This is a genomic window from Yoonia sp. I 8.24, from assembly GCF_022096995.1.
In the GTDB taxonomy this organism is placed as follows: domain Bacteria; phylum Pseudomonadota; class Alphaproteobacteria; order Rhodobacterales; family Rhodobacteraceae; genus Yoonia.
The window spans coordinates 41,622-64,674 of sequence record NZ_JACXGQ010000002.1 but is presented as its reverse complement, the minus strand read 5'-3'; the positions used below and the strand labels follow the sequence as shown (position 1 = coordinate 64,674).

Below are 23,053 nucleotides of genomic sequence, written 5' to 3'. Positions count from 1 at the left end.
GCACGCAACACCGAGCAGCGCCCCGAGGTCGGGGCGCTGCCCATGCAAGCACGGGCTGAATAGATTTCAACCAAGTGAAGGAAATACTATGAAAGCCTTGGAAAAAAACGCAGCAGTAATTTCCGTAATACTAGCGAAGCTCCTCGACATCGGCATCAATGACGACTTCGTCGATGACACGGACATTGACGTAGACAATGATCTTCGCGATATGGTTAAGCCCTGTATGGAATGGCTCGCTAACGAGGGTTTAGTAAGGTGGGCAAATACAGCGCATTCATCGAGCGGCGCTACCTGGGTCGGTCCAGTGCTTACCAGTCGAGGTATTGCAATAATGGGTGCCCGACTTGAGGTTGATGGCCAGACCGTAACAATAGCCGAGTATGTGACCCACCCGAGTAAAACCAAAGGTAGCTTCACAGTTATTGGTGATTTTCTTGGCAGCGCTCTCGGTGGTTACACAAAATCCATGATGTCATAAAATGCCCCCTGAACTCACCGTCCTCGCCCTCGCGGCTCTGCTTCAAGCTATCCAGTTTTGCCTGATGGCGATTCCGGCCAATATCGAACTTGGCCCCGGCAAAACGGCAAGCCCACGTGACCCGCAGCGGCTGAATAAACCGTTAATGGATCAAGCCAGCGTTGGCACGGGTCGCCTGTTCCGCGCGATGAATAACCACTTTGAGGCGTTAATCTTATTCACCATTGCCGTGGTCGTGATCACGCTGGGTGACAAGGGGACCGGGTTCAGCGCGATTTGCGCTTGGGTCTATCTAGGTGCCCGTATTCTTTATGTCCCCGCATATTATTTTGGCTGGACGCCTTGGCGCTCGCTGATTTGGTTTGTGGGGTTTCTCTCGACCATGCTCATGATAATCTCGGCGCTGTTCTAGACGCCGACCAAAAACCGACATTTGTCCGACATAAGTCCGACAGCTAAGAAATCTAAAGGAGACACCATGTCCAGCTATGACGTTATTGTAATCGGTGCCGGCCCCGGCGGCTATGTCAGTGCAATCCGTTCTGCCCAATTGGGGATGAAAGTGGCCGTGGTTGAAGGCCGTGAAACGCTTGGCGGCACTTGCCTGAACGTGGGCTGCATCCCGTCCAAAGCGCTGTTACACGCGACGCACATGTTGCACGAAGCAGAACATAACTTTGCGGATATGGGCCTGAAGGGCAAAGCCCCATCGGTCGATTGGAAGCAGATGCTATCCTACAAAGATAACGTTGTTGGCCAAAACACCGGCGGTATCGAATACCTGTTCAAAAAGAACAAGATCGACTGGATCAAAGGCTGGGCAACCATCCCAAGTGTTGGCAAAGTTCAGGTCGGTGACGACACATATGACGCCAAAAACATCATCATCGCATCCGGGTCCGAGGCATCTGTCCTGCCGGGGATCGAGATCGATGAAAAGACCGTCGTGACATCCACAGGCGCGCTGACACTGAACAAAGTGCCTAAATCCCTTGTCGTCATTGGTGCGGGTGTCATCGGGCTTGAGCTTGGGTCAGTCTATGCCCGTCTTGGCGCCGAGGTAACAGTGATCGAATTCTTGGATGCAATCACCCCAGGTATGGACGCCGAAATTGCGCGTCAGTTCCAAAAAATGCTGACCAAGCAAGGCCTAAAATTCAAACTGGGCGCGGCGGTTCAAGGCGTCGAAGTTAAGAATAATAAGGCCACTGTCAGCTATCAGCTGCGCAAAGACGAAAGCGAACACACAATTACCGCTGACACCGTTTTGGTCGCAACAGGTCGCAAGCCTTTCACCACCGGATTGGGGCTTGATGCACTTGGTGTTGAATTGTCAGAACGCGGTCAGATTAAAACCGACGCGAACTATGCGACAAACGTGCCTGGCATCTACGCAATTGGTGACACGATTGCCGGCCCCATGCTTGCCCATAAGGCCGAGGATGAAGGCATGGCCGTCGCAGAAGGCATCGCAGGTCAAAAGCCGCATGTGAACTATGGCGTGATCCCGGGCGTGATTTACACCCACCCCGAGGTCAGCAATGTCGGTGAAACCGAAGAAAGCCTCAAGGCGGCTGGCCGCGCGTATAAGGTCGGGAAATTCCCGTTCTTGGGCAACGCCCGCGCAAAAGCCAACTTTGCTGGTGATGGCTTCGTCAAGCTACTGGTTGACGCACAGACAGACCGTATATTGGGTGCACATATCATTGGGCCGATGGCAGGTGATCTGATCCATGAAATCTGTGTTGCTATGGAGTTCGGCGCCGCTGCCGAAGACATCGCACGCACCTGCCACGCGCACCCGACCTACTCCGAAGCCGTCCGCGAGGCCGCTTTGGCCTGTGGTGACGGCGCAATCCACGTTTAACACTTTGGTGCGCCGATTGTTGGTCGGCGCGCCAGTTGCGAAATTCTATTGATCCGAATCTAAAGACAATTCTCGGAAAAATGGTTAACCTTGCAGCGCTATTAGGCATCTGCGACCATATATCCGCCACATTTTTGCACCCAATCCATGTTTTAAGGCGTCAACGTTTTGTGAGAGCCGAAATGAATTATCTCTTAGTTGCCCTTTTCCTTGTTTTCTCCTTTGGCTCTGCTGCGCAGGCCCAAACCGAAATTGTCACGCGTGCACCGGGTCTCGAGTTTGTGACCGACACCCGGATTCCCGGCGCCGATGAAGCCATGATGTCGCTTTGCTATGTCACCGATGATTTGGTCGTTTTCGGCATTGTCTTAACCAGCGATGTGCAGGGGTATGCATTGGCCAGCGACGGCTGCGAAACCAGCTATGACCAGCTTTATTCCGAAGACAAGATAGTCGCAGCGCAGGCCCTAGGCCTTATTCCAGCTGAGATAAACCCGGTAGCGGGCAATGATTGGAAACATAAGCTCGGCATTTATGGGCTGCTGCTTTCGGGGTGTTTAGGGCTCATTGCGGTGATCATCCGCCGTGTCAAATCCCTGCTTGGCTATGACCTGCGCGGGCCAATGCGCAAGAAAGCCGCCATTCGAATTTTGTCTGCGATGTGCCACATGGCGAAATGCGATGGCATCGTAGATTCGATTGAACTCACACATATCCGCAAAACCATTCGTCGCCTGACCGGGCGGAATTACCCGACCTCAGAGGTGATCCAAATGGTTGATTCGATTGATATGTCGGCGGGCCTAGACGAACATCACTTTATCGCCTTTGGCAAAGGTTTGCGCGACCGTGAAAAAGATTTGATGATGCAGGGTATTTTGTCAGTGGCAATCGCGAGCGGACGCTTGATCCCAGTGGAACATGCCTTTGCAACGGAATTGGCCTATGGGCTGGGCATCCCCGGCGAGGATTTCCGCCGCCTGCTAGATCTCGTCTATGCATCCGAAGAGGCCGCTTAGGTCTTAAGCATCCGCAAACCCTGCGTCGCATCTGTGCGCACCGCAAGCCGCAAGCCCGGTTCATCCCCTGCCTTCAGCGCCGCCAAAATCAGCTTGTGATGATAGGGCGGCTCTGTCCGGTTCAACCGCCCATAAAGTGCGCACATTGTCGGCCCCAACTGCAACCAAACTGTTTCCGTCATCGCCAACATCGCAGGTGCCTGCGCGCGCAGGTACAGCGTGCGATGAAATTCAAGGTTCATTCGAATATAGCCGGACGAATCGTGGCGCGCGATCATCTGGCTCACGCCGTTGTTGATGGATTCAAGCCGGTCGATCAGCGCAAAATGGGCACGCGGCAAGGCACGCGACGCTAGTTCTGGCTCAAGTAACGCCCGCAATGTCGCAAGCTCTTCGATCCGGTCGTTGGATAGTGCCGGCGTCGACACGCGCCCCGAAGACGAAAGAAACAAGGCCCCTTCGGCCACAAGGCGGCGCACGGCTTCGCGCGCGGGGGTCATCGAAACATCGTAGTCATGCCCAATCCCGCGCAGGGTCAACGCCTCGCCGGGGGCGATTTCGCCGTGCATGATGCGCGTACGCAATGCACGGTACACCCGTTCATGGGCGGCAATCGTTGGGTCGGTGGGGCGTGGTTGGATCATAATCCCAATATGTGATCACAAACTGGGCTGCGGTCAATCGTCGAATTGAATACGGTGCAGCTGATCCCCGTTTTCTCGCAGCCAAACCCGGTGAATTTCATAATCCGGGCATAGCCCTGCCACGACCGCCCAGAACGCGGGCGCATGGTTCATTTCGCGCAAGTGCGCGACCTCATGTGCAGCAACATAGTCCAACACCGCTGGTGGGGCCAAAATAAGCCGCCAAGCATACATCAACGCCCCAGCGCTACTGCACGACCCCCAACGCGATCGCGTATCGCGTATGGTCAACCGCGTATAGGTCACCCCCAACTGCGCCGCATAAGCATCAGAGGCCGCAGCTAGCGCATCGCGTGCAAGCACCTTGAGCGCGGCTTGCAGGGCAGCCCCGTTCAGCTTGGCCCCGTTTGGCACCCAAATGGCATCCTGTTTGATTTGCAAACGTGGCACATCAGCATGGCGGATCGGTACCTCTTGACCGCGTAACAACATGGCCCCACCGACAGCGGCGCGCACCACTGGACTGAGTTGTGCAAGGTGCCCGCGTAGCCAATCTTCTTGCGCGCGCAAGAATGCAAAGGCCTCGCGGTCGGGGGTGCGCGCCGGCATTGTCAGCGTCACACGCCCGTCCAGCCGAGACACACGCAATGATAATCGACGCGCCTGCGCAGAACGGCGTAAATCTACCGCAATCGAGGGGTTGCCTTCAAGCGTATGACGGCCCATATCCAACTACTCATGATTTATGTGTCAAAGGCTTTGACACGCCTGCCTGCTTATGGCAGTTGGCACCGATCACCCGCAAGGGTTAGACAAGAATTTGAAGGGATAGCCTATGCCTAAGGAAGAATGGGGCACAAAGCGTGTTTGCCCTGAAACCGGCAAACGCTTTTACGACCTGAACGCGACACCAATCATTAGCCCATACACAGGCAATGAAGTGGCGGTCGATACGTCCAAAACCCGGACCATGGTCGCAGACGCCGAAGACGCGCAATCTGCGAAAGCCAAAGAGGCTGACGACGCAGAAGATCTGGTACTCGATGACGATGATGATTCTGATGACGTTGATCTGGGCGATGATGTGCTCGAAGATGACGATGACGAAGATACAGTGTCACTCGACGAACTGGCTGACGTCGCGACAAACGACGACGAGTAATTTTACCTGTTCCGGGCGCGATTTTACACTTGATCTCGCCCGGTTCGCTGCATAGACAGCACCTCGCAACATATGTTGCACCCGATGACAGCGTCATCATGATGGGGCCTTAGCTCAGCTGGGAGAGCGCCTGCATGGCATGCAGGAGGTCAGCGGTTCGATCCCGCTAGGCTCCACCAATAACTTTTCCTACCCGAAATCGCATTCACATAATTACGCGCGCGCTTAATGTGTTTTGACAGAACTTTAGGCATCCGATCCGCTGCATACCCTTATGTATGTGCCGTGAACTGACTAAATTTCTCATAACTCATCATATTCTCTTACCTCAAATTTAAACCAGCCACGTATTTGACATCCTTGGCCGGCCCCGACACAGTTCTCAATGTATCGAAATTGATTGGGGCTTTGGGTGTCACTGCCACGTGTATCATTGCAGGCGTTGGACGCTTTTGAACGGGTTGCGCGCACCGGGTCCATCCAAGCTGCGGCCGCTGAAATGGGCCTGTCGATTTCATCAATATCGCACCAGATTGCCCGGCTTGAAGATCAGATAGGCACGGTCTTGTTTGACCGCACGTCGCGTCCGTTTGTGCTGACCCGGGAAGGGCATCAGGCGCTTCAACATTTGTCGAAAGGCTTGCATCACATTCGGCGTGCGGCGGATGCCACGGTGATTTCGGGCCTGCTGCACGCCCGATCCTTACGCATCGGTATGATCGACGAATTTGAAAGCAACGTGACCCCCGCGCTGGCGACCTTCTTGGCCAAAGAAATGCCTAAAGCAACACTATCGATCCGCAATATCCCAAGCCATCAAGCCACTGATCTTTTACAAAAGGGAGAGATTGATCTTGCTGTTGTCGCCGAAAGCGATGATGCCGCGATGGGTGTCACACGCTTGCGTCTTATGCGTGATCCCTTTGTGTTGGCCCTGCCTGATGGGCACAATGATGCGCCAGCGGATATCGTTCGGGGGCGCGCACAGCTGGATTTCCTGCGCTTCAACCCAAACCATTTAATCGGCAAACAAATCGCTGCACATCTGGCCCGCAATCAGATCGATCTGCCGCGCCGCTTAGATTTTGACAGCGTGCAATCAATCATGGCGATTATTGCAGGCGGGGCGGGATGGTCGATCATCACGCCTGTCGGCTTTGTGCGGTCGCAACGGTTTGCGCAAAACACGCAGTTACACCCGCTACCGCTCCCAGCATTTTCGCGACGCATAGCGCTTGTTGCGCGCGATACCATTGATATCCCCACCCGCGAAGCCGTCGCGACATTGCTGCGTCAAATCATGCGGCGCGAGATCATCCAACCCGCCTGCGCCGCCTACCCTTGGCTGACAGAGCCGTTGGATATCTCGGAACTTAGTTTCGAATAATACGAAACTGTTGTTTCAAGATTGACCCTTTGATCCGTTGCGCTTTGATAGGGGAAATACCCATATATCACGGATAAATCGACATGAGAGACCAAGCACGCGTTGTTGTTATTGGCGGCGGGATCGCCGGCTGTTCAGCCCTGTATCACCTGACCCAGGAAGGCTGGACCGACGTGATGCTGATTGAACGTGACGAACTCACATCAGGCACAACGTGGCACTCTGCTGCGCAGGTCACCAACTTCGGCATGACCCAGACGATGGTTGGGCTGAAAACGCATTCGATCAACCTGTATAAAGAGCTGCGCGACGACCCAGAGTATCCTGTTGGCTATAACTACGGCGATGGCGGCATTCGTCTGGCCAACACTGCGGAACAGATGGACGGTTATCGGCATTTCGCGTCAGTGGCCGCAGGCATGGGTGTCGAATTTGAAGTTATCGACGCCGAAGAATGCGCCCGCCGTCACCCGCTCATTTCAACCGACAACCTTTTGGGCGGTTTGTGGGACCCAACCGATGGTCACATTGACCCTGCACAGCTCTGTCAGGCATTGGCGCGCCGCGCCCGCCTTGCCGGGGCCGAGGTCAACCGCCACACACCCGTCACCGGCCTGACCCAACACGCCGATAGCACATGGACCGTCCACACGGAAAAGGGCGATGTGAAATGTGAAATCGTGGTGAACGCGGGCGGCTATCGCTGTAATGAAATCGGCGCGATGATGGGTGTGCAGCACCCTGTTGCCTCGATGGAACACCAGTATTTCCTGACCGAAGACATCCCGGCCATCGCTGAGGCTGGTCACCGGATTCCCCTGCTGCGTTGTCCAATTAGCGACTATTACAGCCGCCAAGAAAAAGGCGGGCTTCTGCTCGGTTTCTATGAACAAGATTGCCGGACATGGGGCATGGATGGGATCGACCCACATTTCACCAATGCCCTGTGCCCTGATGATCTTGAGCGTGTGACCGATGTGCTTGAGGGGGCGTTTGAACGGATGCCCGCCTTGATGGAAACGGGCATCCGCGAAATCGTCAACGGCCCCATCACCTACACCATCGACGGTGCGCCGCTTGTTGGGCCTATCCCGGGCAAACGAAATGCGTATTGCATCATTGGTCTGCGTGCGGGGCTAGGTGAAGGCGGTGGCCACGGCTGGCTGCTCGCCCAGCAGATCGTGCACGGCGAAGCCCAATATGACACTTGGGTCATTGATCCGCGCCGCTTTACCGGTCACGCGACAGTTGAGCTCACCGCGCTCAAAGCGATCGAAGATTACCAAAACGAATTCCGCTTTCACTTCCCGCATGAACATCGCCCCGCCGGGCGCCCGATGAAAACGACGCCATTGACCACAGTACTCGTGGCGGAAGGTGCCGAGATGGGCACTGTCAACGGATGGGAGCGCGTCGACTACATCAAGCCGACCCCTGATTTTAAAGAAACGCTCGGTTTTCGCTTTAACGAGGTGCATGATGTCGTCGCGGCAGAGGTCAAAGCCGTTTCAACCGGCGTGGGCATGACCGAAGTTTCTGGCTTCAACCGCTTTGAGCTGACGGGCCACGACGTGCATAGTTTCCTTGACCGCATGTTCTGTGGCACCGTCACAAAACGAGCAGGCCGTGTTGGGCTTGGGTATCTTCTGAACGACCATGGCCTGCTGAAGGGCGAGGCCACAGTGGCCAACCTGCCCGCCTCTGATCGTGGTCCAGAACGGGTGTGGTATGGTTCTGCCGCCGCGTCTGAATTCCACGATATGGATTGGTTGCAAAGCCATCTACGCGCCGATGAAGATGTCACCATTACATCCCTCACCAACAGCCAAACTATCCTTGTGCTGGCGGGGCCAAAAGCGCGTGATGTTCTTGCTGCGGCGTCACGCGGCGATTGGTCACGCGAGGCGTTCCCTTGGCTGTCGGTGCGCGAAACCCATATCGGGATCGCCCCTGCGACGGTGCTTGGCGTGAGCTTCTCGGGCGAGTTGGCCTATGAAATCCACGTCCCCAATGAAAACCTTCATGCCGCCTATGCCGCATTGCGCAAAGCAGGTCAGGCGCATGATCTGCGTCTCTTTGGTGCGCGGGCCGTCGATTCCATGCGCGTCGAAAAGGGGTTCTTGCACTGGAAAGCCGATATTTTGACCGAATTCGACCCTTTCGAGACGGCGCTGGATCGGTTTGTCAAACTCGACAAAGGTGACTTTATTGGCAAGGCAGCTTTGCTCAAACGCGTTAAAGACGGGCCGCAGGTTAAACTGGTCACACTGGCGATCGACACCGAAGATGCCCCCGCCCATGGCGGCGCGTCCGTCTGGTACGATGGGGCAATTGTCGGCACTGTCACATCAGGTGACTGGGGGCATCGCACGGGGCTCAATCTGGCCTATGCCTTTGTGAACCCCGATCTGGCGCAGGTCGATACCGCGCTGACGGTTGACGTCATCGGCGCACCGGTGAGCGCCCGCGTGATTGCAACAGGCCCTTATGATCCAAGCTACGCGCGTATGCGGGCTTAATCGACGGAGGCTGCGATCAATTCCATAACCGATGGTCCGATATCTGCAACGATCAACCCCACACCAGTGGGGTTGGGATGCAGCCCATCTGACTGCACAAATTCGGCCAACGCCGCGGGGGTATCAACCACCGCGCGGATCCCCGCCAAAAAATCAGGGTAAAGCGGAACATCGTATTTTGCCGCGAGCGTCACATAGTTTTGCTCAAACGCTGCCTCATATTCCGCACCATAGTTCGCCCCCACATCAAGCCCGACCAACAACATGCCGACGCCCGCCGCCTGCCCTGCGGCCAGAATTGCATCAAGATTTTCAAAACTCACTGCGGGATCAATCCCGCGCAAATAATCATTCCCGCCAAGCGCAACGATCATCGCATCAACATCCGGCGTTAGGGTCCAATCCACCCGGCTGCGCCCGCCCGCCGTCGTATCCCCAGACACGCCAGCATTGATCAGCCGAACATCCGCCCCCTGCCCGTCCAGCCACGCCTGCAATTGCGGCACAAAGCCATCATCTTGCTGCAAGCCATACCCCGCAGTCAGACTATCCCCGAGTGCCGCGATTGTGACGGTTTGGGCCTGAACAGAACTTGTTGTTAGCAAAACAGCAGTAGTAAGGTTGCGAAATGCGCCGCGCGCGCCATATCCAAAAGACATGATCTGACCAAAGGCCCCACGCATGACCGACCCTGTTTTTTCTATTTCTGGCACCAACCTATCCCTCGACGGAAATGCAGGGCGCGTCGACATCTTGCATGATATCTCGTTGGATATCGCAGCGGGCGAAACATTGGGGCTTATCGGGCCTAGCGGATCGGGCAAATCGTCTCTCCTTATGCTTTTGGGCGGGCTGGAACAGGCCACATCTGGAAGCATCATGGCGCTTGGCCAAGAGCTGACAACAATGACCGAAGACCAGTTGGCCCGCTTTCGCAGTGACAATATGGGGGTGGTGTTCCAATCTTTCCACCTGATCCCGACAATGACTGCACTTGAAAATGTCGCAACCCCGCTCGAATTAGCTGGCGCGGGCGATGCATTCTGCCGCGCACAGGCAGAATTAGAGGCCGTCGGCCTTGGCGACCGGATCAACCATTACCCCAGTCAAATGTCAGGCGGCGAACAGCAACGCGTCGCACTTGCGCGCGCCTCGGCACCGCGTCCGCGTATTTTGCTTGCGGATGAACCGACGGGCAATCTTGATGAAACCAATGGGCAAGCGATCATGGATCTGCTGTTTGATTTGCGCGACAAACACGGCGCGACCCTGATCATGGTTACCCATGCGCCCGAACTTGCGGCGCGCTGTGACCGTGTTGTGCGTCTGCGCGGTGGTCGGATCGACACAGCAACGCAGGCCCCACAATGAGCCTGCGCATCGCTGCCCGTTTTGCCGCGCGCGAATTGCGTGGGGGCTTGCGCGGCTTTCGGGTGTTTTTGGCTTGTCTTGCGCTAGGTGTCGCAGCGATTGCGGCCGTGGGCACCGTACGCGCCGGGATCGAGGCGGGTCTCAAACGCGATGGCGCAGCCCTTTTGGGCGGCGATGCCGAGGTATCGTTTACCTACCGTTTTGCGCGCGACGCTGAACGTGATTGGCTGGAAAGCATCGCAACCCAAGTGTCCGAAACAGTTGATTTTCGATCAATGGCCGTTGTCGGTGACGCCCGTGGTTTGACCCAAATCCGGGCCGTAGATGATCTATATCCGCTGATTGGCGCTGTCACACTTGACCCACCCATGCCGCTCGCAGATGCACTTGCGGATTATGGCGCCGTGATGGAAAGGGTCTTGGTTGACCGGTTAGGGCTGACACCCGGTGATCAATTTCGGCTTGGCACCCAAAGCTTTACCCTGCGCGCGGTGTTAGATCGCTATCCTGACAATGCGGCGGGCGGTTTTGGGCTTGGGCCGCGCACAATTGTTCTGACACGCGCGCTGGAAAACTCTGGGCTGCTAACCGAAGGCACATTATTTTCAACAGAATACCGGCTAGACTTGCCCGACGGGGCCAATCTTTCTGAGCTACGCCGCGATGCCGCCCTGCAATTTCGTGACGATGGGCTGCGCTGGCGCGATAGCCGCCGGGGCGCGGGCGGGACCGCACGATTTGTCGATCGGATCGGCGCGTTCTTGATCCTTGTCGGCCTGTCAGGATTGGCAGTCGGCGGCGTCGGAGTATCCGCAGCCGTCCGCGCCTATCTCGCGACCAAAACAAATGTGATCGCCACACTGAAGACCCTAGGGGCGACACGGGCGACGATTTTCCAGACGTATTTCATTCAAATTGGGGTGCTCTCGCTTGTGGGTATCAGCATCGGATTGGTCTTGGGGGCTGTACTTCCGCTCATGTTCGCTCCTCTGATCGAAGCACGCCTGCCGATCCCCGCAGTATTTACCATATATACCACGCCCTTAATTGAGGCTGCGGTTTACGGCGTACTTGCGGCGCTTATTTTCACACTTTGGCCGCTTGCAAAGACGGATGACATCCGCGCCGCGACCCTGTTTCGCGACGCATTTGGTGGGTCCAAAACGCTACCCCCGCGCCAATATCTCAGCGTCTTGACCGCGTTGGTAATCACCCTTGTCGCTGCCGCGGTCTATTTTTCAGGCACCACATTCTTAACCCTGTGGACGGCAGGTGGGATCGCAGGGGCGCTCGCAATCCTCGTCTTTGCAGCCTTCGTGATCCGCTGGATTGCGAAACGCCTGCGTACGCCATCGCGCGGACGGCCGGCCTTACGCCTCGCGCTTGCCGCAATCGGCACCCAAGGCGGCGAAGCCACATCTGTTGTGCTCTCGCTTGGGCTTGGGTTGACGGTTTTGGCGGCGGTTGGGCAGATCGACGGCAACTTGCAAAATTCATTCACGGATGAACTGCCCAGCATCGCGCCGAGCTATTTCTTTGTCGACATCCAGCCTGATCAAATTGACGGGTTCAACGCCCGGCTTGATAGTGATCCTGCAGTCAGCAAGGTTGAAACAGCCCCGATGCTGCGCGGTGTCATCACCCGGATCAACGACCAACCGGCACAACAGGCAGCTGGGGGCCATTGGGTGGTGCGTGGCGATCGCGGAATTACCTATGCCGATGCGCAGCCAAATGGCACGGAAATTACCGCCGGTGAATGGTGGCCGGTCGGCTACGACGGCCCGCCGCAGATTAGCTTTTCACAAGAAGAAGCCGCCGAGATGGGGCTGCAACTGGGCGATACGATGACCATCAACGTGCTTGGGCGCGACATCACAGGCACTATCACCAGTTTCCGCAATGTGAGCTGGGAGGACGCCGGGATCGGCTTTGTCCTTGCGTTGAATCAAGCCGCCCTTGCAGGCGCTCCGCATAGTTGGATCGCGACCGTTTACGCAGAAGAAGAGGCCGAAGCCGCAATTTTGCACGATCTCGCATCTGCCTATCCCAACATCACTGCAATCCGTATCCGGGATGCGATTGACCAGATTATTACGCTAATCGGCGGCATCGCAGGCGCGACGCGGTATGGCGCGTTGATCACACTGATCACTGGGTTTTTGGTGTTGATTGGGGCGGCCGCGGCAGGTGAGCGCGCCCGCACCTATGAAGCCGCCGTTCTCAAGACGTTGGGTGCCACACGGGGCCGCATTTTGTTTAGCTTTGCATTGCGTTCCGCGCTGCTTGGATTAGCCGCTGGATCGGTCGCATTAGGGGCTGGAATCTTGGGCGGTTGGGCCGTTACAACATTCATCATGGAAAACACTTACAGCGTTATTTGGGGCAATGCCCTGTTGATCATTCTTGGTGGGTTGCTCGCCTCAACCTTCGCCGGGCTTGGGTTTGCATGGCGATCATTGGCGGCAAAGCCCGCCCAAGTATTAAGGGCACGCGAATGAGCGATCCGGCATTTTTCGGCTATGGTAGCCTCGTCAACTTGTCAACGCACGACTACGATGACCCGCGCCCGGCGCGGCTTAAGGGCTGGCGGCGCACATGGCAGGGCACCACGGCACATGACATCGCCTATCTGTCAGTCATTCAGGACGCAGGTAGCGAAATTGCAGGTGTAATCGCGCGTGTGCCTGGGGCCGATTGGGTCGCGCTTGATGCGCGCGAGGATGTCTACAACCGCCATAACGTGACAGATGCAGTCACCCATGATGCGCCCAGCGCGATGACGGCGGTGTATCAGGTCACACCCGATCTTTATACGTCACATACCCGGGACCACTGCATTTTGCGCAGCTATTTGGATGTTGTTGTGCAAGGCTATCATCAGATGTTTGGGGTCGATGGCGTGGCTGCGTTTTTTGACACAACCGATGCATGGGCCCCGATCATCGAAGATCGGGACGCCCCGCAATATCCGCGTCACCGCGATCTCAGCTTAGCTGAAACCGCGCTCGTGGATCATCATTTGAACAGGCTTAACCTGCTTTAGGTTTCACCTGCAGCAATGGCATCACGTCGGCCATTTCCGGACCGCGCTCCAAACCGGTGACAGCCTTGCGCAGCGGCATAAACAAGCCACGCCCTTTGCGGCCCGTCTCGGCTTTTGCTTGTGCGGTCCATTCACCCCATGTGGTCGCGGTGTAGGGCGGCTCGCCCAGCAGCTCAAACGCTTGTGCGACGAAGTCTGCATCTTCATCAGCGATCAATGGGGTCGCGCCATCGCGGAACAAAGCCCACCAAGCGGCCACATCATCCAATGTGTTGATGTTGTCGCGCACGACTTTCCAGAATGGTTCAGCCAAACCATCAGGCACACCCGCCGCAGTTATTGTTTCGGCGACGGCCTCATGACCTAGCGTCGCCAAATGGCGTGCGGTCAGTGGGCCCAAATCGTCAGCGTCGAACTTTGTCGGCGCAGAACCAAATTTGGTGATGTCAAAGCCTGCAACAACTTCGTCAATATCTGCACGCAGTTCAACCGGATCAGAAGACCCCAATCGCGCCATTAATGACAAAATCGCTTCGGGGGCGATGCCTGCCTTGCGCAAATCACGCAACGCCAATGTGCCCAGACGCTTTGATAACGCCTCGCCTTGCGGACCTGTCAGCAAAGAATGATGTGCAAAACGCGGCGGCGTGCCGCCCAGCGCGTGCATGATTTGAATTTGTGTCGCGGTGTTGGTCACGTGGTCGGACCCGCGCACAACATCCGTCATGCCCATTTCGATATCATCCACGACCGAGGCCAGCGTATACAGAATTTGACCGCCATTCTTAAACAGCACCGGATCGCTGACAGAGGCCGCATCGATTGAAATGTCCCCGATAATCCCGTCGGCCCACTCGATCCGTTCTAGATCCAGTTTAAACCGCCAGTGCGAACCGCGCTCTTCGCGCAGTGCATCTTTTTCGGCATCAGACAGCGCAAGGGCGGCCCGATCATAAACCGGCGGTTTGCCCATGTTCAGCTGTTTCTTGCGCTTGAGGTCTAATTCAACCGGGGTTTCAAAGCATTCGTACAAACGCCCCATGTCGATCAGCTTTTGTTTTGCCAACTCATAGCGGTCCATCCGCTGCGACTGACGTTCAATGCGGTCCCATTTGATACCAAGCCAAGTCAGATCTTCTTTGACGCCCTCAACATATTCTTCCTTAGAGCGTTCCGCATCTGTGTCATCGATCCGCAGCACAAACTGCCCGCCATTTTGGCGCGCAATAGCGTAGTTAAAAAGCGCTGCGCGCAGGTTGCCGATGTGCAGCCAACCGGTGGGCGAAGGGGCGAATCTGGTCGTTGTCATGGGGTCATCTCCTGTTGGCGCACTTATGACCATGCAACAGGCAAGATGTCCAGTTTAGCCTTTATGCCCCACTGTTATCACGCCAGCGGTTCACAATCGGATAGCGCCGATCAAGCCAAAACGCGCGGTGCGACAGGCGCGGACCGGGGGCGGACTGGAACCGCTTATATTCACTGATATAAATCAGATGTTCGACCCGCTTCACTGTCTCATGATCATACCCGGCAGCCACGCAATCGGCGACGGACGCTTCATCATCAACCAACATTGTGAGGATGCCATCGAGAATGTCATAGGGCGGCAGGCTGTCTTCGTCTTTTTGATCCGGGCGCAGCTCGGCTGACGGAGGTTTGTCGATAATCGCGGTTGGGATCACCTCTCCCGCAGGGCCATGCATCCAATCGCAGTGATGGGCATTCCGCCAGCGACATGTCTCAAACACACGCGTTTTATACATATCTTTGATCGGGTTATACCCACCCGCCATATCGCCATAGATCGTCGCATAGCCAACAGCGACCTCGGACTTATTGCCAGTGGTCAGCAGCATTTCGCCAAATTTATTGGACTGCGCCATCAATAACAATCCACGGATACGCGATTGAATGTTCTCTTCGGTCAAATCGGCGGGCATATCGCCAAACAAAGGTGCCAGCGCTTCGGTGACGGCCGCACGCGGGCCTGCGATATTGACGATATCATATTTGACACCCAATGCATCCGCCGCCGCCGCCGCATCGTCAAGCGAGGCCTGCGAGGTATATTCAGACGGCAACATAACACAGCGCACATTCTCAGGGCCAAGCGCGTCAGCGGCTATTGCCGCGACGATCGCACTATCGATTCCCCCCGACAGGCCCAAAAGCACCTTCTTAAAGCCAGTTTTGCGCATGTAGTCGCGCAAGCCCAGAACCATCACGTGATAGTCTTGCGCGATGTCATCGGGCATCGGCGCGAATTCGCCGGGGATTGCTTCCCATCCTGTATCTGTATGTTTGAAATCGACATGGGTGATCGCAGTTTGCAAAACTGGCATTTGCACAGCCAATTGGCCGCCACGGTTCAACACAAATGATCCACCGTCAAAGACTTGGTCATCCTGTCCGCCAACCATGTTCAAATAGACCAGCGGCACATCGTTTTCGACAACACGCGCAACCATATTGTTGAGCCGAACCGGGAATTTATTCCGAAAATAGGGCGACCCATTGGGAACGATCAAAATTTCCGCGCCAGTTTCTACCATCGCTTCAGCAACGTCAGGATACCACGCATCTTCACAAATTGGGCTGCCAAGGCGAGGGCCATCATTAACCGTGTAGGGGCCTGAAATATCATCGCTTTTGAACAGGCGCACTTCGTCAAAAACATTAAAGTTCGGTAAAAAATGTTTTTTCATGCGAGCAGAAATTTTACCGCCACGCAGGATAAAATAACAATTGTAGAGCCGCTCATTTTCGAACTGCGGCCCACCAATTGCCAAGGCCGGACCATCCGCGCAATCAGCGGCAAGCAGCATGATATGCGCCATCGCATCGGCAACAAATGCGGGCTTTTGCACAAGGTCCTGGGTCTGATAGCCAGTGATAAACATCTCTGGCAGGGCGACCATATCAGCCCCTGCGTCGCGTCCGGCGGCCCAGGCCTCGCGGGCGAGGTCTGCATTGCCTGATAAATCGCCAACGGCGGAATTTAGCTGAGCCATCGTTAGGCGGAACATTTTTGTCATAGTTTTGTCCTAATTCACAGCAATGCATGTACCAGAATAACGCGTATTGAAAAGGCGGCTGCAAAACAATGTAGGGATAATGTTCCCTTAACCGTTGTCAGAACGCAGAGCCTTACCTAAGCTGCGGTGTGAGTTAAGTGATCGGAGGACTCGAATGACTATGTTTGGATTACCAAAAACAATGGCGGTCGCCCTGCTTACTGTTGGGTTGGCGACAGGCGCGCAAGCGCAAACAGTCCAAACAAAGCAGTACGATGACGGCGGCGTCTACGAAGGCGAATTCCTTGATGGAAAGCAGCACGGTATCGGCACCTACACTTTGCCCACCGGCTATGAATACACAGGCGAATGGGTCGAAGGCGAAATTCGTGGACAAGGCGTTGCACGTTTTGCCAACGGGTCCGTCTATGAAGGCGCGTTTGTCGCGGGCAAGCCCGAAGGCCAAGGCCGAATCACATTTGCGGATGGCGGCACATTTGAAGGCGATTGGGTCGACGGCAACATCACCGGCCAAGGCATTTCAAATTACGCGAACGGGCTGACCTATGAAGGCGAGTTCCGCAACGCAATGTACCACGGTACAGGCACCATGACGAGCGAAACAGGCTATGTCTACGCAGGCGAATGGGTTAACGGCATCAAAGAAGGTGAAGGTACGATCACTTACCCTGACGGCGCTGTTTATACTGGCAACCTGACCGCTGGCGAACGCAACGGCATCGGCACAATGACGATGGCCGATGGCGTGATATATAGCGGCGAATGGGTTGACGGCCAAATTCAAGGACGCGGAACCCTGACCCAAACCAATGGCGACGTCTATGATGCCAACTTTGTCGCCAGTAAGCGCGAAGGCGAAGGCACCGTCACCTACGCCAATGGCGACGTTTATACAGGCTCCTTTGCTGATGATAAACGCCACGGCACGGGCACGCTGCAAGGCGCAGACGGGTATATCTATGTTGGTGAATGGGCCGAAGGGCGGATCGAAGGTACAGGCGAAGCCACCTACCCCGACGGGTCCGTTTATGCCGGGACATTTATGAATGATCTCGCACATGGCACGGGCACAATGACCTATCCTGACGGTTCAACCTATGAAGGCGATTGGGACAACGGCGTGATCAGCGGCTCTGGCACAGCAACCTTCGTCAATGGTCTTGTCTATGAGGGTGAATTCCTGAACGCGAAAAACCACGGCCAAGGCAAAATGACCTACACCGATGGATATACCTATGAAGGCCAATGGTCCGAAGGTCAGCGCAACGGCTTGGGGCAAGCCTCTTATGCAGACGGCACTGTCTACATTGGTGAGTTTTCGAACAACCAACGTAACGGTAAGGGCGAAATTACCCTGCCCGATGGGTTCAACTATGTCGGCGATTGGGTCGAAGGCACAATCAACGGCGAAGGTCTTGCGACCTATGCCAACGGCGATGTCTACGAAGGTGCATTTGTACGCGGCCGCCGTGAAGGCGAAGGCAAAATGACATTCGCCACCGGCCAAGAAAGCATCGGCATCTGGTCAGACGGCGCGCTCGTGTCAGAAACGACAGAGTAAAAATAATCGAAAAACAGTAAATAAGCCCGCATGCAACCAGCATCGCGGGCTTCTTTGCTCCCATTCCAAAGAGCGCGTAAAATGATTGCTTATGTTGCCGTCGGGGCCGATGATATCGCACTTGCCAAACGGTTTTATACGGCATTCCTGCCTAAGCTTGGGTATGACCTAAAAGAAGGGCCTGAAGGGCTCAGTTTTGCGTTGCCAGTCGCGCCGGGCCAATCGCCCTTGCTGCCAGACTTCTATGTAAAGCCCACCTTTGATGGGCAGCCAGCCTCGGCCGGGAATGGTGCAATGATCGCCTTTGAAGCAAACACCCAAGAATTGGTGCGGGATCTGTATGCTTCAGCGCTTTCCGCAGGTGGCGCGGATGAAGGCCGGCCCGGTTTTCGTGCATCCTACGGGGCACATTTTTATGTTGGCTATTTGCGCGACCCGCAGGGGAATAAGATCGCGTTGTTTTGTGATGACCCGACTGCGCCCGGGCGGGATGGATAAAACAGATGTTTTGCATTTGTGCCTTTTCAACGCGAAAAACCTGACTATAGTCGCCCCATGATGAACGCCCAACATATCGCGAACCCGCAGCGCCTTCCGGCGCCGTTTGCGCGTGGGCTTGACCTACTCCTAGCTCGCCTCTGAGCGCGGCCTTGTTTGGCGCGCGTGCTCAGAGGAGTTGAGATACAGCGCTAAAGCACCCCATCAGAGTTAGGAAAATCATGCAAGCTATTAACATTGCGCAAAAGCTATCGTTATTCGACAGCCATTGGGACCCCAAGGTGGTCGCCAGCTACAATAACAACGACGTCATGGTCGTAAAGTTCCAAGGTGAGTTCCCTTATCACAAGCATGACGACACCGATGACTTCTTTTTGGTCATCGAAGGTCAGGTCACGATGGACTTTGAAGGCCAAGAAAGCGTGACTTTTCACGCTGGCGAGCTTTTCATTGTCCCCAAAGGTGTCGTACATCGCCCCCGAGCCGAACACGAAGCCAAAGTGCTTTTGATCGAACCAAAAGGTGAACCGAATTCTGGCGATGCGGATCGACCCGCCGCCCCCAAAGACCATATTTGAAGGATTAATCAGATGACCAAAGACAAAGTTCTGATTTTTGACACCACATTGCGCGACGGCGAACAGTCACCCGGCGCGACCATGACCCATGCCGAAAAGCTTGAGATCGCGGAGCTGCTGGACGAGATGGGCGTCGATATTATCGAAGCTGGTTTTCCGATCGCCTCTGAGGGCGATTTCAAAGCGGTCAGCGAAATTGCAAGGCTTGCGAAGACCTCAACGATCTGTGGCTTGGCGCGTGCCAACTACAAAGATATCGACCGTTGCTGGGAAGCCGTGAAACACGCGCGGTCCCCACGTATCCACACGTTCATCGGGACATCACCGCTGCACCGCGCGATCCCGAACCTGACGATGGATGAAATGGCCCAACGGATCCATGACACGGTCACCCACGCCCGCAACCTGTGTGAAAACGTGCAATGGTCGCCAATGGATGCGACCCGCACCGAATGGGATTACCTGTGCCGCACCGTCGAGATCGCGATTAAAGCTGGTGCCACGACCATCAACATCCCCGACACCGTCGGCTATACCGCCCCTGTTGAAAGCGCCGATTTGATCCGCAATTTGATCGCGACCGTACCGGGTGCGGATGACGTGATCTTTGCGACCCACTGCCACAATGACCTTGGCATGGCGACGGCGAACTCGCTGGCGGCTGTCGAAGGCGGCGCACGTCAAATCGAATGCACGATCAACGGTTTGGGCGAACGCGCGGGCAATACAGCCCTTGAAGAAGTCGTCATGGCCCTAAAAGTGCGCGGCGACATCATGCCATTTTCAACCGAAATCGACACCACGAAGATCATGAACATCTCGCGCCGTGTTGCGGCCGTGTCGGGTTTTGCTGTGCAGTTCAACAAGGCCATCGTCGGCAAGAATGCCTTTGCGCACGAAAGCGGTATCCACCAAGATGGCATGCTGAAAAACGCCGAGACGTTTGAAATTATGCGCCCCGAAGATGTGGGGCTGTCCGGCACCTCGCTGCCATTGGGTAAACACTCTGGCCGTGCCGCTTTGCGTGCTAAGCTCAACGAGTTGGGCTTTGATGATCTCGCGGATAACCAATTAAAAGACGTCTTTGTCCGCTTCAAAGACTTGGCGGACCGTAAGAAAGAAGTCTTTGACGACGATCTGCTTGCTTTGATGCACCAAAATAGCGGCGACGAAGATCGGTTGAAGTTGAAATCCTTGCGGGTTGTCTGCGGGACCGAAGGCCCCCAAACAGCCGATATGGTCATGGAGATCGACGGCGCTGATGTTAAAACATCAGCCACGGGTGACGGCCCGGTTGATGCCACCTTTAACGCTGTTAAGGCGCTGTTCCCACATGGCGCACGTTTGCAGCTTTATCAGGTCAGCGCCGTCACCGAAGGCACCGACGCGCAAGCCACAGTATCCGTGCGAATGGAAGAAGAAGGCCGTATCGCGACAGGACAATCGGCGGATACCGACACTGTCGTCGCCAGTGCCAAGGCCTATATCAACGCCCTCAACCGCTTGCTGGTACGACGTGAAGAATCTGCGCCCGGTTATGATGTCAAAGGCGTCAGTTACAAAGATCGTTAACTTGCTTTGCGAGTCGTAATCTTGGGCGGCCCTCGGCAAAGGGCCGCCCATTTGCGTTTTGAAGACGTCCCCTCAGAACGCAAGACGCAGCCCCTGTTTGATCGCTGGAAGGGGATAATGTTGATTATTCAATATAATTTGCAAATATATCAGATACTTAAAAAGACATATGTCGAATAAGTGCAATTCAATTTACCCGCAGGTCAACTCTCAAATCTAGGGCTTCTATCCTTAGGCGCACCGCCCTATAACATCTGGGAACTTTCGCGCGGGGACGGCGCGTTCGAAAAAACATAGATACGGAAGGCCATCGAATGGCAGGCTTTGGCGGGTTATTTTCTTCAGATATGGCGATCGACTTGGGGACTGCGAACACCCTCGTTTACGTCAAAGGCAAAGGCATCATTTTGTCTGAGCCTTCGGTGGTAGCCTATCACGTCAAAGACGGTGTTAAAAAAGTGCTGGCTGTTGGTGAAGACGCGAAATTGATGCTGGGCCGCACGCCGGGCAGCATCGAAGCCATCCGCCCCATGCGCGATGGTGTTATCGCCGATTTTGATACCGCCGAAGAGATGATCAAACACTTCATCCGCAAGGTGCACCGTCGGTCGACCTTTTCAAAGCCCAAGATCATCGTCTGTGTTCCACATGGTGCGACACCGGTTGAAAAACGCGCGATCCGACAATCTGTGCTATCTGCTGGCGCCCGCCGTGCGGGCCTGATCGCGGAACCGATTGCTGCCGCGATTGGCGCAGGCATGCCGATCACTGACCCGACCGGTAACATGGTTGTCGACATCGGTGGTGGTACGACCGAGGTCGCGGTGTTGTCGCTGGGAGATATCGTTTATGCGCGCTCTGTTCGCGTCGGCGGCGACCGCATGGACGAGGCGATCATCAACTATCTGCGTCGCCAGCATAACCTGCTCATCGGCGAAGCAACGGCGGAACGGGTAAAAACATCCATCGGCACCGCCCGTATGCCTGACGATGGCCGCGGCCAATCGATGCATATCCGTGGCCGTGACCTGTTGAATGGCGTCCCTAAAGAAACTGAAATCAGTCAAGCCCAAGTTGCAGAAGCGCTCGCAGAACCCGTGCAGCAAATCTGCGAGGCTGTGATGACCGCGCTCGAAGCGACGCCACCAGATCTGGCTGCGGACATCGTGGATCGCGGCGTGATGTTGACCGGAGGCGGTGCGCTTCTTGGGCAACTTGACCTGGCATTGCGCGAACAAACGGGGCTGGCCATTTCGGTGGCCGATGAATCGCTGAACTGTGTGGCTTTGGGCACCGGGCGTGCGCTTGAGTACGAAAAACAGCTACGGCATGTTATTGATTACGACAGTTAAAACCGACCGGGGATAATTGCCCTTGGCAAAAGATAAAAACAGCGAAGACTTTATCGGCCCACTGCGCAGATTGCTGGTTGGGGTGATCCTGCTTGTGTTGTTTGGATTGTTCCTTGTGTGGCGGATTGACAGCCCACGGGTCGAACGGTTTCGCGCCGCTGCGATCGACAAATTCGTACCGTCGTTTGATTGGGCGATGGCCCCGATCACGGGTATCGGCCATCTGATCAGCGACTTTCAAAGCTATCAACAGCTTGCGGATCAAAACCAAGACCTGCGCCGCGAACTTCAGCAGATGAAAGCCTGGAAAGAGGCCGCGCTGCAGTTGGAACAAGAAAACGCTAAACTGCTTGACCTGAACAATGTCAGCATCGACCCGCAACTGACCTTTGTCACCGGGGTGGTCGTAACGGATAGCGGGTCGCCCTTTCGCCAATCAGTGCTGGTTAACGTCGGCGCGCGTGACGGGATCATCGATGGTTGGCCCACGATGGACGGCATCGGCTTGGTCGGGCGCATCGCCGGGGTTGGTCAAGAAACCAGCCGCGTCATGCTTTTGACCGACACATCAAGCCGTATTCCTGTGATCATTCAGCCCTCCGGCCAAAAGGCGATTTTGGCGGGGGATAACACGCTGAACCCGCCGCTCGAATTTCTTGAAGATACCGGATTGGTACGACCGGGCGACCGGGTTGTGTCATCGTCCGATGGTGGCGTGTTCCCATCCGATCTTTTGGTGGGTCAAGTTGCCCTTGGGACGGATCAGCGGCTGCGCGTGCGTTTATCTGCCGATTATCAACGTTTGGAATTTCTACGCGTGCTCCGCGCCCATCCACATGAGGTCATCGAAGATCCCGGCGGCCTATTGACCCCCGGCGCCGAATTTTTTGGCCCCGCCGCCTTGCCCGTCATTGCGCCGCAGCCACTGCCATCGGATGATCTCGACGATGGCTAGCCC

21 protein-coding genes and 1 tRNA gene are annotated in these 23,053 nt (G+C 55.7%); 17 read left to right on the top strand and 5 right to left on the bottom strand.

Annotation, left to right across the window (positions count from 1 at the left end):
- Nucleotides 1-88 precede the first annotated feature (88 nt).
- The 4 genes from Yoon_RS03230 to Yoon_RS03215 all read left to right on the top strand — a co-directional run bounded on the left by Yoon_RS03230 (nucleotide 89) and on the right by Yoon_RS03215 (nucleotide 3,367).
- On the top strand, nucleotides 89-481 hold the full coding sequence (locus Yoon_RS03230; RefSeq protein WP_238110080.1) for a hypothetical protein: 393 nt from the start codon (nucleotides 89-91) through the stop codon (nucleotides 479-481).
- 1 nt (nucleotide 482) lies between these two features.
- Nucleotides 483-893, top strand: a complete 411-nt coding sequence (locus tag Yoon_RS03225; protein WP_238110079.1) for an MAPEG family protein — start codon at nucleotides 483-485, stop codon at nucleotides 891-893.
- A 66-nt stretch (nucleotides 894-959) separates the two neighbouring features.
- The gene (gene lpdA / locus Yoon_RS03220) at nucleotides 960-2,348 is read left to right on the top strand and encodes a dihydrolipoyl dehydrogenase (RefSeq protein ID WP_238110077.1); all 1,389 of its coding nucleotides are present in this window, start codon (nucleotides 960-962) and stop codon (nucleotides 2,346-2,348) included.
- A gap of 182 nt (nucleotides 2,349-2,530) precedes the next feature.
- Nucleotides 2,531-3,367: a TerB family tellurite resistance protein gene (locus Yoon_RS03215; protein ID WP_238110076.1), complete on the top strand. Its 837-nt coding sequence runs from the start codon at nucleotides 2,531-2,533 to the stop codon at nucleotides 3,365-3,367.
- Here Yoon_RS03215 and Yoon_RS03210 read toward each other — a convergent pair.
- Nucleotides 3,364-4,011, bottom strand: a complete 648-nt coding sequence (locus Yoon_RS03210; RefSeq protein ID WP_238110075.1) for a GntR family transcriptional regulator — start codon at nucleotides 4,009-4,011, stop codon at nucleotides 3,364-3,366. The genes Yoon_RS03215 and Yoon_RS03210 overlap by 4 nt on opposite strands.
- 33 nt (nucleotides 4,012-4,044) lie before the next feature.
- Complete coding sequence (locus Yoon_RS03205) at nucleotides 4,045-4,737, bottom strand: M48 family metallopeptidase (RefSeq protein WP_238110074.1); 693 nt, start codon at nucleotides 4,735-4,737, stop codon at nucleotides 4,045-4,047.
- Between the two features lie 109 nt (nucleotides 4,738-4,846).
- Between Yoon_RS03205 and Yoon_RS03200 the strand changes: the two genes are divergently transcribed.
- From Yoon_RS03200 to Yoon_RS03185, 4 genes are all read left to right on the top strand, one after another.
- Nucleotides 4,847-5,173 carry a TIGR02300 family protein gene (locus Yoon_RS03200; protein ID WP_238110073.1) on the top strand — a complete coding sequence of 109 codons (327 nt, stop codon included), beginning with the start codon at nucleotides 4,847-4,849 and terminating at the stop codon, nucleotides 5,171-5,173.
- Nucleotides 5,174-5,276: 103 nt separating this feature from the next.
- Nucleotides 5,277-5,352, top strand: a tRNA-Ala gene (locus Yoon_RS03195).
- Nucleotides 5,353-5,585: 233 nt separating this feature from the next.
- Complete coding sequence (locus Yoon_RS03190) at nucleotides 5,586-6,560, top strand: LysR family transcriptional regulator (protein ID WP_238110072.1); 975 nt, start codon at nucleotides 5,586-5,588, stop codon at nucleotides 6,558-6,560.
- A gap of 83 nt (nucleotides 6,561-6,643) precedes the next feature.
- On the top strand, nucleotides 6,644-9,079 hold the full coding sequence (locus tag Yoon_RS03185) for an FAD-dependent oxidoreductase (protein WP_238110071.1): 2,436 nt from the start codon (nucleotides 6,644-6,646) through the stop codon (nucleotides 9,077-9,079).
- On the opposite strand, the gene Yoon_RS03180 is transcribed toward Yoon_RS03185, so the two are convergent.
- Nucleotides 9,076-9,762 carry an arylesterase gene (locus Yoon_RS03180; protein WP_238110948.1) on the bottom strand — a complete coding sequence of 229 codons (687 nt, stop codon included), beginning with the start codon at nucleotides 9,760-9,762 and terminating at the stop codon, nucleotides 9,076-9,078. The two genes, Yoon_RS03185 and Yoon_RS03180, sit on opposite strands and share 4 nt — an antisense overlap.
- On the opposite strand from Yoon_RS03180, the gene Yoon_RS03175 reads away from it, so the two are divergent.
- Genes Yoon_RS03175 through Yoon_RS03165 form a run of 3 tightly spaced genes read left to right on the top strand, consistent with a single transcriptional unit; the run spans nucleotide 9,761 to nucleotide 13,496 of the window.
- Complete coding sequence (locus tag Yoon_RS03175; protein ID WP_238110069.1) at nucleotides 9,761-10,450, top strand: ABC transporter ATP-binding protein; 690 nt, start codon at nucleotides 9,761-9,763, stop codon at nucleotides 10,448-10,450. The two genes, Yoon_RS03180 and Yoon_RS03175, sit on opposite strands and share 2 nt — an antisense overlap.
- Nucleotides 10,447-12,951 (top strand): ABC transporter permease, encoded by a 2,505-nt coding sequence (locus Yoon_RS03170; protein ID WP_238110066.1) that lies wholly within the window; start codon nucleotides 10,447-10,449, stop codon nucleotides 12,949-12,951. The genes Yoon_RS03175 and Yoon_RS03170 overlap by 4 nt, the downstream gene beginning before the upstream one ends.
- On the top strand, nucleotides 12,948-13,496 hold the full coding sequence (locus tag Yoon_RS03165) for a gamma-glutamylcyclotransferase (protein WP_238110064.1): 549 nt from the start codon (nucleotides 12,948-12,950) through the stop codon (nucleotides 13,494-13,496). Before Yoon_RS03170 ends, Yoon_RS03165 begins: the two co-directional genes overlap by 4 nt.
- On the opposite strand, the gene gltX is transcribed toward Yoon_RS03165, so the two are convergent.
- Together gltX and Yoon_RS03155 are read right to left on the bottom strand one after the other, a co-directional pair.
- A complete protein-coding gene (gene gltX, locus Yoon_RS03160; RefSeq protein ID WP_238110062.1) occupies nucleotides 13,483-14,805 on the bottom strand; it encodes a glutamate--tRNA ligase in 1,323 nt (440 codons plus the stop codon). The genes Yoon_RS03165 and gltX overlap by 14 nt on opposite strands.
- Before the next feature lie 61 nt (nucleotides 14,806-14,866).
- On the bottom strand, nucleotides 14,867-16,534 hold the full coding sequence (locus tag Yoon_RS03155; RefSeq protein WP_238110060.1) for an NAD+ synthase: 1,668 nt from the start codon (nucleotides 16,532-16,534) through the stop codon (nucleotides 14,867-14,869).
- Nucleotides 16,535-16,694: 160 nt separating this feature from the next.
- Between Yoon_RS03155 and Yoon_RS03150 the strand changes: the two genes are divergently transcribed.
- The 6 genes from Yoon_RS03150 (at nucleotide 16,695) to mreC (ending at nucleotide 23,050) form a co-directional block, all read left to right on the top strand.
- A complete protein-coding gene (locus tag Yoon_RS03150; RefSeq protein ID WP_238110946.1) occupies nucleotides 16,695-18,095 on the top strand; it encodes an MORN repeat-containing protein in 1,401 nt (466 codons plus the stop codon).
- Between the two features lie 81 nt (nucleotides 18,096-18,176).
- On the top strand, nucleotides 18,177-18,593 hold the full coding sequence (locus Yoon_RS03145) for a VOC family protein (protein ID WP_238110058.1): 417 nt from the start codon (nucleotides 18,177-18,179) through the stop codon (nucleotides 18,591-18,593).
- 221 nt (nucleotides 18,594-18,814) lie between these two features.
- The gene (locus Yoon_RS03140; RefSeq protein ID WP_238110057.1) at nucleotides 18,815-19,171 is read left to right on the top strand and encodes a cupin domain-containing protein; all 357 of its coding nucleotides are present in this window, start codon (nucleotides 18,815-18,817) and stop codon (nucleotides 19,169-19,171) included.
- A gap of 12 nt (nucleotides 19,172-19,183) precedes the next feature.
- Complete coding sequence (locus Yoon_RS03135) at nucleotides 19,184-20,743, top strand: 2-isopropylmalate synthase (protein ID WP_238110055.1); 1,560 nt, start codon at nucleotides 19,184-19,186, stop codon at nucleotides 20,741-20,743.
- Between the two features lie 314 nt (nucleotides 20,744-21,057).
- The gene (locus Yoon_RS03130; protein ID WP_113778065.1) at nucleotides 21,058-22,095 is read left to right on the top strand and encodes a rod shape-determining protein; all 1,038 of its coding nucleotides are present in this window, start codon (nucleotides 21,058-21,060) and stop codon (nucleotides 22,093-22,095) included.
- 22 nt (nucleotides 22,096-22,117) lie between these two features.
- Nucleotides 22,118-23,050: a rod shape-determining protein MreC gene (gene mreC, locus Yoon_RS03125; RefSeq protein WP_238110053.1), complete on the top strand. Its 933-nt coding sequence runs from the start codon at nucleotides 22,118-22,120 to the stop codon at nucleotides 23,048-23,050.
- The last annotated feature ends 3 nt before the right edge of the window (nucleotides 23,051-23,053 follow it).